Below are 9,371 nucleotides of genomic sequence, written 5' to 3'. Positions count from 1 at the left end.
TTTTGCCGTAACGACGAGAAAGAAGGTCGGCCGATAGCCTGTAGCCCGCCTCCGCTTTCGTGAGGACGGGCTTTTTAATGTCCTAAAACGTCTTGCCGACCGTCAGGAAGAAGGTCCGGCCCTGATTGCGATACTGGCTACCGCTGTCGGTCAGGCTCGGATTGTTGTTCGCGCCGGCGGTCGATCCGCCCAGCCCCTGATAGAGGAACGGCAGGCGCGGCGGATCGCGATCGAGCAGATTGTTGATGCCCGCGACGAAGCGGAAACCATGGGTCGATACCGCCAGCGAGACATCATGGTACCAGACCGCACCGATCCGGTCGAAATCGGCATATTCGGGTTCCGGATTATATTTGTCGGAAAATGCCTTGGATTTTCCGATATATTGCGCGGCCCAGGTCAATGTGACTCCGCCCAGCGTATAACCCGCCTGGACATAGCCCTTCACTCTCGGGAAACCGACCACTCCGGCGCGATAGACGTCGAAAGACGGATCCGTCGGAAAAATGGAGGTTTCGTTCTTCAGCAGATAGGTTCCGGCGACCGCCAGGCTCAAGGTGCCGCCATTGTCGATACCGATATTATCCAGGGCTAGCGGGTAGCTCAGATTGACGTCGATCCCTTCGACGCGCTCCTTCGCCGCATTTGCGGCATTGGCGAACACGCGCTGGATCTCGCCATTGGGCGCCCGGGTCAGGAACTTGCAATATGGCGAGCTCCCGCCCGGCGTGTCGTAACAATCCGACAGAATGTTCGCCACGGGCAGTCCATAGCTCTGGATCCCGTCCTTGATCCGGATCTTGTAATAATCCGCGGTCAGGGAGAGGCCGCGCATGAACTGCGGCGAGAAGACCAGGCCCGCGGTAAAGCTGTTCGCGACCTCCGGCTTCAGGTCCGGATTGCCGCCCCGAACAATCGAAGGCAGGGACGAGCTCGAATCGAAATTCGCGGGGACGCCGGCGGCGGCGCAATTCTGCCGCCTGACCGCGGGATCGGCCGCGCCGGGAATGTTGCGGTAATCGCAGGGATCGGGCACCGATTCGCGGCTGTCGACGCCGATCGCGAACAATTCGTCGATCGAAGGCGCGCGAATGGACCGCGCAAAGCCGCCGCGGAAACGGACGCTGTCGTTCACGACCCAGACGGCACGCGCATTCCAGGTCACCGAGGTCCCCGTCGTCGAATATTTCTGAAGCCTGGCCGCGAGGTTGAGATCGAGCGATTGCGCGAACGACAGATCGCGCAGCAGCGGAATATTCGTCTCGATATAGGCTTCCTTGGTGTTGAAGGAGCCGGAGAACGGATCGACGACGATGGCAGTTATGCCCGACCTGGCAAGGTCGTTCGGCGTCGAAACGCTCGATTCCTTGCGATATTCCAGACCCACCGCCACCGAGATCGGCGCGGAGACGTCGGAGAAAGGTACGCGATAGCTGAACAGATCGCCGGTGGCATCGACCGTCGCGATATATTGGTCCGCAATATTGCTCTCGGCATAGTCGCCGCGCGAATAGCTATAGGCCGAAGCGAGGTTCAGCCCCGCCCCCAGGACGTTGAGGGGAACGCAGCCGGCCGCGCGCGCGCCCGGGTCTCTGCAGACGATGTTTCCGTCGAGCATGACGGCATCGACCTGCTGGTTGAAATTGTTGAACAATCGGCGGGTGTGCCGATATGTCGTGTCGTTATGGCCGTAGCCGACCGATCCTCTGACGTTCCAGGATCCGATCTTCGCCTTGAGGCCCCAGACTCCCTGGAACACGCGGTAGAGCGCGAATTGCTGATAGGATGGCTGATCGATCCAGTTCGCCCTGGCGATCTGGAAGGATTGCAGGCCGTTCGCGGCCAGCAACTGCCGCAGGTCCGCCGGGACATAGGGGTTGTCCGCCTGGATCGTCAGCGCGCCGAACGCCGGATTGGCGAGGTTGGTGCCGTTCGAATAGGCGGCGCTGTCATATTTCACCTGGGTCTCGGAATAGCTCATCTCGGTGAAGGCGGTGATATCATCGAAGATGCCGATCCTGTCGGAAACCAGATAGTCGGCGACCATATAGCCGTTGAGGCGCCGATACGGGGTCTGGAGAACCCGCGGTATCGAGAAATTGATACCGTCGCCGCCGACCGAAACCGTATCGCCGGTCCTGCTCGGATCGCGCGGATCCGAGGATATGTTGAGCTGGGTTCCGCGGTTGAACGGAATCAGATGCGATCCATCGGGGCTGAAGGTCAATGTGAAGGGATTGGCCGATCCGATCGGCGTCAGGATCAGGCCGGTTCCCGAGGCCGGCGTGGTCGACGAAAGCGTGCAGCAGACAGACACGCGATTGGGGATACCGTCGGCGGGGCCGCCATTGGCGGGATTGTTGAGCAGCGAGATGTTGCGCATCGCGAAGTCGCGCTGGCTCGCATAGATGGGAGAGGTGCGATCGAAGGATGCGGCGACGACGATATGCCCCCTATTCTCAGCGAACTTCGCGCCGAACACCGCGTTCACAGAGGTTGAACTGCCGCCGCCATCCTGCGTCAGCCTTTGCGTGGCGCTGATATCGACGCCTTCGAACCGGTCCTTCAGAATGAAGTTCACCACGCCGGCAACGGCATCCGCGCCATATTGCGCGGAGGTTCCGCCCGTCACCACATCGACCCGCTCGATCAGCGCGACGGGGATGCGATTGATATCGACCTGAGAGGTCAGGCCGGAATTGCCGAGTCCGCCCATGCTGCCGATCTGCCGACGTCCATTGACCAGGGTCAGCGTCCGATATGGCCCCATGCCGCGCAGGTCGACAATATTGAGCCCGGCACCGTTCACATAGTTGGACGTGGTGTTGCCGCCGATATTGTTGTTGGTCTGCGGCATCAGCCGCAGGATCTCCAGCGCGGTCGTCCGCCCGGTCTGCGAAATCTCCTTGGCGTCCAGCGATTGAACCGGGTTCGGGGCGTTCCTCAATGTCGACAGCCGCGTACCGGTGATCACGATATCCGCGTCGGAGACGGCGCCGTCATCGACATTGCCGATGCCCGCATCGTCCCTGGCCGGGCTTGAAGCGTCGGCCTGCGCATAGGCGGCCGGGGAAATAACCAGCGACATGACCGCCGCGGCGATCGAGGATCCGGCGAACCATCTCCCCCTGCGCTGCCGATCCGCCTTCGCGAATTCGGCGCGCGCGCCACCCAGTCCACGGCCATTTCTGTTTTCATCGGTCATCGATCGTCCCCCCATTTCTTTGCGGTATGATTTTCAAATATCATTACCGTTATAATGTTAATGTCAAGCGCAAACAAAAAGCCGCTATCGTCGGCGCCCGGCGCTTCGAGAGGAAAGTGCAGGCATACGCCGATTGCGCCGCCACGAATGACGGCCGCGCGGGCGGGCGATGCGGCATTGAGCAATTCCGCCACCGGATGCTGTCGCCCGCCGGATCGGCCGGCTGACGGCACCAGCCCCGCCCTCGGGGCGAGTCGCCATTGAGGTCAGACGGCGCCGGGCCGAGCCGAAGGTGACCGCGTCATGCGGGCAGCCCCGCCGTCACCCCTGGATCGGCGAGGCCATTCCCAGACACAGATATTTGATGTTGAGATAGTCATCGATGCCGTGGCGCGACCCTTCGCGGCCATAGCCCGATTGCTTGACGCCGCCGAACGGCGCGACCTCGGTCGAGATCAGACCGGTATTGGCGCCAACGATGCCGAACTCCAGAGCTTCGGCAACGCGGAACAGGCGATTGACGTCGTTGGTGTAGATATAGCTCGCCAGCCCGAACTCGGTCGCGTTGGCGAACCCGATGACCTCTTCCTCGGAGCTGAAGCGCATCAGCGGCGCCACCGGTCCAAACGTCTCCTCCTGCGACAGCAACATGGCATCGGTCACATCGCCGACGACCGTGGGCGTAAAATAATTCGCGCCCAGCGGGCTGCTCTCTCCGCCGCAAAGCAGCCGGGCGCCCCGCGCGACCGCATCCGCGACATGCGACTGGACCTTGGTCACCGCCGCGGCGTCGATCAACGGGCCGATCTCGGTTTCTTCCGCCTGCCCCTCACCAATCCGGAATTGCCTCACCCGTTCGACGAGCCGCCGCGCGAACGCATCGTAAATCTCGTCATGCACGAGCAGGCGGTTCGAACAGACACAGGTCTGCCCCGCATTGCGGAACTTGCTCTGCAGCGCGCCTTCGATCGCGGCATCGAGATCCGCGTCCGGAAACACGATGAAGGGCGCATTGCCGCCCAGTTCGAGCGACAGGCGCTTCACGCTGCCCGCGGTCGCCACGATCAGTCTTTTGCCGACTTCGGTCGATCCGGTGAAAGTGAGTTTGCGGACGGTGAGATTCTCGGTCAGTTCCGCCCCGATTTCACCGGGCGTTCCGGTGACGACGTTGATCAGCCCGTCGGGAACGCCCGCTTGCTGCGCCAGTGCGGCCAGCGCCAGCGCGGAGAAGGGCGTCTGGCTTGCCGGCTTCAGAACGACGCTGCACCCCGCCGCCAGTGCCGGGCCGAGCTTGCGCGTGACCATCGCCGATGGGAAATTCCATGGCGTGATCGCTGCGACCACACCCACCGGTTGCTTGAGGACCAGGATGCGCTTGTCGCGTTGATGGCCCGGAACGATGCTCCCGTCGATCCGCTTCGCCTCTTCCGCGAACCATTCGATGAAGCCGGCGGCATAATCGATCTCGCTCCGCGCCTCGCGGATGGGCTTGCCCTGCTCTTCGGTCAGCAGTTCGGCCAGAGCGTCTCGGTGCGTGACGATGCGATCGAACCATGATCGCAGAACGGCGGCGCGTTCCTTGCCCGTCCAGGTGCGCCACATCGCCTGCGCATCGGCTGCGACCGCGATGGCATGCCGGGTCGCCGCGCGATCGAGACTGGGTACCCGGCCGATTTCCTCGCCCGTCGCCGGGTTTTGCACCGGAATGGACGGCCCATCGCCGGCCGACAGCCATGCTCCGCCAATGAAGGCGGCTTCCTTCTTCAAGGACATTGTTCAGCGCTTTCGATGGCGGCGCAATCACGCCGGGTCTGGGATTCAGAGATGTTCGGCCAGGAATTTCAGCGTTCGTGCGTCGGCAATCCGCGCACACCTCTCGACAAAAACGGGGCTCCCGGTTCGCGCGAACGCATGACCGGCATCATGGGTCGCGATGGTGACCAGTGCGTTACCATCCATGGCTGCCGCGATCTCGGCCTGCGCCGCGGGCGGGCAGAGCACATCCTCGCGCGCCTGATGGAGCAGCAAAGGCACACCGATGCCCCAGGCCTCATCCAGGGCCCCGTGGATGCCCACGCCGTAATAGGACACCGCCGCGTCGATCGCGGTATGGATGGCCGCGAGATAGGCAAGCTTGCCGCCCAGGCAATATCCGACGGCGCCGACCTTCCCGTTGCAATCGGGACGCGATCGCAGTTCATCGAGCAACGCCTGCGCATCGTCGACCGCCCTCGCCTGATCGAGCCCCTGCATCAGCGCCATCGCACGCTCCCGCTCGTCTTCGGCGAGTTCGACGCCGGGCTCCTGTCGCCAGAAAATGTCCGGCGCGGTCGCGATCATGCCATGGGCGGCAAGCCGATCGCAGACGCCGCGCACGAAATCGTTCACGCCGAAAATCTCCTGGAACACGATCACCGCCGGACATGGTGCCGATATCGTCGCGGGCCTGCTGACATAGGCGGAGAAGACGCCGTCGGGCATGTCGACGCTCAACGACCCGCGTTCGATCGATCCGGTCATGCCGCCTGATCCGTCAGCAACCCGGCTGTCTTCATCACCGCATCGAGCCGCGCCTCGACCTCCGTGGTGGCGGGCAGCAACGGCAGCCGATGATGATTGCCGGGAAGGAGGCCAAGCCGCTTCGCCATATATTTGATCGCGATCGGATTGGTGTCGAAAAAGACGGCCAGGTTGAGATCGAACAGATCGAAATGGCATTTGCGCGCCGCGGCCAGATCGCCCCGCGCCACCGCGTCGTACAGGGCGATCACCGGCTTCGGCGCGATATTGCTGACCGCATTCACCATGCCGCACGCACCGATCGTCAGCATCGGGAAACTCAGTTCCTCGAGCCCGACGAAGATCCGGAACTCCGGACCGAAACGGGCAAGCGCCTCAGTGACGATCGTCAGTTCGAAGCTGGCATGTTTCATGCCGACGAAATGCGGGACGGTGTCGACGATCCGGGCGAGCGTATCGAGCGTGACACTGACCGAGGCACGCCCCGGAATGTGATACATCAGCATCGGCACATCGCTGCGTCGGCCAAGCTCCTGATAATAGGCGACCAGTCCGCGCTGTGGCGGACGGACATAATAGGGCGTGACGACCAGCAGTGCATCGGCGCCCGATTTCGCTGCATGATCCGTCAGGGCGGCGGTCTCCGCGAAGCTTTGCGAGCCGGTGGCCGCCATGACCGGCACCCGGCCGCTCGATACCCGCAACGCGGCTTCGAGCAGCGCCTGCCGTTCCTCCACGGTCAATACGCTGGGTTCGGCTGACGTGCCGTTGACGACGATCCCGTGACTGCCCTGGCCGATCTGGAAATCGACAAGCCGCTCATAGGTCGCATAATCGACGCGGCCATCCTCCAGGAACGGCGTGATGACGGGCGGATAGGATCCGCGGAGAAAATCCTGTTCGAGGTCGATCATGATCAGCGTCCCGTGCCGCGATTGGTCTGAAATCCGGTCTGCGCGCCCAGCAGCGCTGGCGGAGCCTTCATGCTTTCCTGCCAGAGCAGCGATTCCATCGCGATGTTGAGCGGCTGATCCTGGATGGTGAGTTCGTAGACCGGCTCGCCATAGGATGCGTGATTGTGGACGGCCCAGCCCGGCGCTGACAGCATCAGGTCGCCCGCCTTCCATTCATAGACATTGCCCGCGACCGAGCTGCGCCCCGTGCCATGGAAATAATAGTTGATCGCGGCAGAGACGTGCCGGTGCGGGCGATCGACGATATTCGGCGGCCGGATCGTGATCGTGGCGAAGAAATTGGGCGTGGTGCCGTTGGTCCGGCCCGTCATCGGGTTGTAGAGCAGGTAAAGCCGACGCCCCACATAATCCTGTCCGAGATCCTCGAGTTTCTTGAGTTCGGCGCGCACTTTTTCCCATGGCCAATAGAGCGCGAGCGAGCGCACCGGCGGCGGATTGATGAGCAGTTCATAGGGCATCAGCATCGCGCCGTCGCCGAGCTCGAACGATCCGAACGGACTTTTCCGGCGCGGATCGTCGCTGGCATGCGCATCCTCTTCCGCTGCCTCCGGCGCAGGCGCGGGATCGTCTTCGCAGATATAGACCTGCATGAACTGCAGCAGCGATGCGTTGGAATAATGCAGGCACACCTGGAGGTCGTTGCCGTCATTGACGCGATATTGGGTGGTGAAGGACGGCGTGTTCCAGACGTCGAACTGGCCGAACCCGATCTCGCGCCCGCCGGCCAGCGCATGGCCGCTGCCCCGGATGCAGAAATTCACGTCGGTTGCGTTGTGGCGAAAGGGCCGCGTGCGTTCCCCCGGCTTCAGCACGCACAATGTCACCTGGATGCCCGGCGCCAACCCGGCCGCCCAGGGCAGCGCATTGGGATGGACGATGACGGATTGGCGACGGCCATCCGCAGGCGCCGGCAGCGATGCCAGCCGCTCGATTTCCGCGTCAATCTGCTCCTTGGTGATCGTAACCGGCGCCCAGGGCTCATTGGCCGGTGGCAGGCAGCCGCTCCGATCCGTGAATGACGCTTCGGCGGGCCCGAATGCAAGCTTGTAATCGGTCATGATACTTCCCCTGTATTGCCCAGTCGCGCGGATGCCCTGCGCGGATGATCGAATGCGCGGCCGATATTGTTCGCGATCGCGCGCCGGTGGATTTCGATGCCCAGCGCCAGATCCGAGACGCCCATGCCCATCGCCTTGAAGACCGAAAGATCCCTGCCGGGCGGACGCATCGACACGTTCGCAACGATCTCGCCGATCGACAGAAGCCTGGCCCAGGCCGCATCCGACTGGCCGAAGAACCGGCCGAATTCGCGCGACAGCCTGCGCGCGGCGACCGGTTCGTCGGCGGCGACCAGATCGGCGCGGCCGAGAATGTCCTGCGTGAATTCCTCACGCTCCGGCGTGATCGCGCCGATCGCGTTGATATGGGCGCCTGCGGACACCTCCGCGCCGGTCAGGAACGGTTCGCGCGCACGTGTCGCCAGGGTCAGGATCGACGCGCCATCGGCCGCCTGTTGCACCGTATCGGGCGTCTCGATCGCAAAGCCGTAACCGAGCCTCGCCGCCGCCTCGCAGAGTTTCGCGCGCTTCGCCTGGTCACGGCCCCATATCCGCACCGTCCGCAGCGTCCGGACCGCGGCGACGGCGGCAAGCTGGGCAAGCGCCTGCTTGCCGGTGCCGAACAGGGCCAGGCAATCGGCGTCGGGCGCCGACATCCAGCGCGTCGCAACGCCCGACATGGCGCCCGTGCGCATCTGCCCGAGCGCAAAGGCCTCGATGATCGCCAATAGTGCACCGGTCTCGGCGCTCCACATCAGCAGCAGCGGTGTCGCGCCACCCTCGGTATGCGCCCAGCTCTTGGTGCCGACGATGCCGGCTCCGTCGAATGCCGCGCCAATGGCGTGAAGCGTGTTGCCGTTCCCCCAGCTCACATGGGTCTTGCTCATATTGGCGGCGGCCCCGCCGGCCTGCAGCCGCAGCCCGGCCTCGAGCGCGTCGATCGCCTCGCGCAGATCCATGAGCGCGACGACATCGGCTTCGCTCAGCCATAGCGGCGCACGGACCGTCATGCCTGGGCCCCGTCGTCGAAGATCGAGGGAACAGGGGGCGCAAGCGCCAGGCTGTTCACGATCAGCGCGTGCACCACATAACGCCCCGTCACCATCAGAATGGCGACCGCGGACGACTGACCCAGCCAGGCGACGGCCGCTTCGAACAAATCCCCGGCGCCTGCCCCCTTGGTCTCGAGGATCGCGAGCACCAGCCGCTGCACGAGCCGTTCGTCGTCGTCGAGCAGCCCCGCAGCGTCGGGCGTGCGCCGATTGACCTCGCGCACCCAGGCTTCGCCGAAGCCGAGCTTGGTGCACAGCCGTTCATGCTGATGGCGTTCGTAATCGCTGCCCATCCAGCCCGCACAGGTCAGCGCAATCACTTCGATCAGCCGCTCGGGCAGGCCGCTTTTGCTCGCTTCGGTGAAATCGATGAACGCGATCAGCGCCGCCGGCTGATGCGCCGTGCATTTGAAGAATTCCCCGAGATAACCGAGCCGCTCGACGCGCGGTGCAAGCCGGGCAGCGATTTCGGTCGGCAGGTCGTCAAACTCGATGCGGCGCAGGCCGGACATTCATCCACTCCAATCAGAGATGCAGGATGCGATAAAAGCTCAAATCGTGT

At 63.5% G+C, this 9,371-nt stretch carries 8 protein-coding genes; all 8 read right to left on the bottom strand.

From position 1 onward, the window contains the following. Window positions 1-82 precede the first annotated feature (82 nt). Window positions 83-3,205: a TonB-dependent receptor domain-containing protein gene (locus tag AC3WN8_RS20315; protein ID WP_492671300.1), complete on the bottom strand. Its 3,123-nt coding sequence runs from the start codon at window positions 3,203-3,205 to the stop codon at window positions 83-85. Further along, the gene (locus tag AC3WN8_RS20310; protein ID WP_492671299.1) at window positions 3,202-3,399 is read right to left on the bottom strand and encodes a hypothetical protein; all 198 of its coding nucleotides are present in this window, start codon (window positions 3,397-3,399) and stop codon (window positions 3,202-3,204) included. The genes AC3WN8_RS20315 and AC3WN8_RS20310 overlap by 4 nt, the downstream gene beginning before the upstream one ends. A gap of 127 nt (window positions 3,400-3,526) precedes the next feature. Continuing rightward, entirely contained in the window at window positions 3,527-4,978 is a 1,452-nt protein-coding gene (locus AC3WN8_RS20305) for an NAD-dependent succinate-semialdehyde dehydrogenase (protein WP_492671298.1), read from the bottom strand. A 45-nt stretch (window positions 4,979-5,023) separates the two neighbouring features. After that, a complete protein-coding gene (locus tag AC3WN8_RS20300) occupies window positions 5,024-5,725 on the bottom strand; it encodes a dienelactone hydrolase family protein (protein ID WP_492671297.1) in 702 nt (233 codons plus the stop codon). Then, window positions 5,722-6,639, bottom strand: a complete 918-nt coding sequence (gene dapA, locus AC3WN8_RS20295; RefSeq protein WP_492671296.1) for a 4-hydroxy-tetrahydrodipicolinate synthase — start codon at window positions 6,637-6,639, stop codon at window positions 5,722-5,724. Before dapA ends, AC3WN8_RS20300 begins: the two co-directional genes overlap by 4 nt. Window positions 6,640-6,641: 2 nt before the next feature. Then, the gene (locus AC3WN8_RS20290; protein ID WP_492671295.1) at window positions 6,642-7,757 is read right to left on the bottom strand and encodes a cupin domain-containing protein; all 1,116 of its coding nucleotides are present in this window, start codon (window positions 7,755-7,757) and stop codon (window positions 6,642-6,644) included. Further along, entirely contained in the window at window positions 7,754-8,767 is a 1,014-nt protein-coding gene (locus AC3WN8_RS20285) for an ornithine cyclodeaminase family protein (RefSeq protein ID WP_492671294.1), read from the bottom strand. Before AC3WN8_RS20285 ends, AC3WN8_RS20290 begins: the two co-directional genes overlap by 4 nt. Continuing rightward, window positions 8,764-9,321 (bottom strand): carboxymuconolactone decarboxylase family protein, encoded by a 558-nt coding sequence (locus AC3WN8_RS20280; RefSeq protein WP_492671293.1) that lies wholly within the window; start codon window positions 9,319-9,321, stop codon window positions 8,764-8,766. The genes AC3WN8_RS20285 and AC3WN8_RS20280 overlap by 4 nt, the downstream gene beginning before the upstream one ends. Between the last annotated feature and the right edge of the window lie 50 nt (window positions 9,322-9,371).

The sequence above is a fragment of the Sphingobium sp. FW305-3-2-15-F-TSA7 genome, assembly GCF_058787155.1.
Note: the sequence above shows the minus strand (reverse complement) of the source record. Positions and strands in the feature narration are given on the sequence as shown.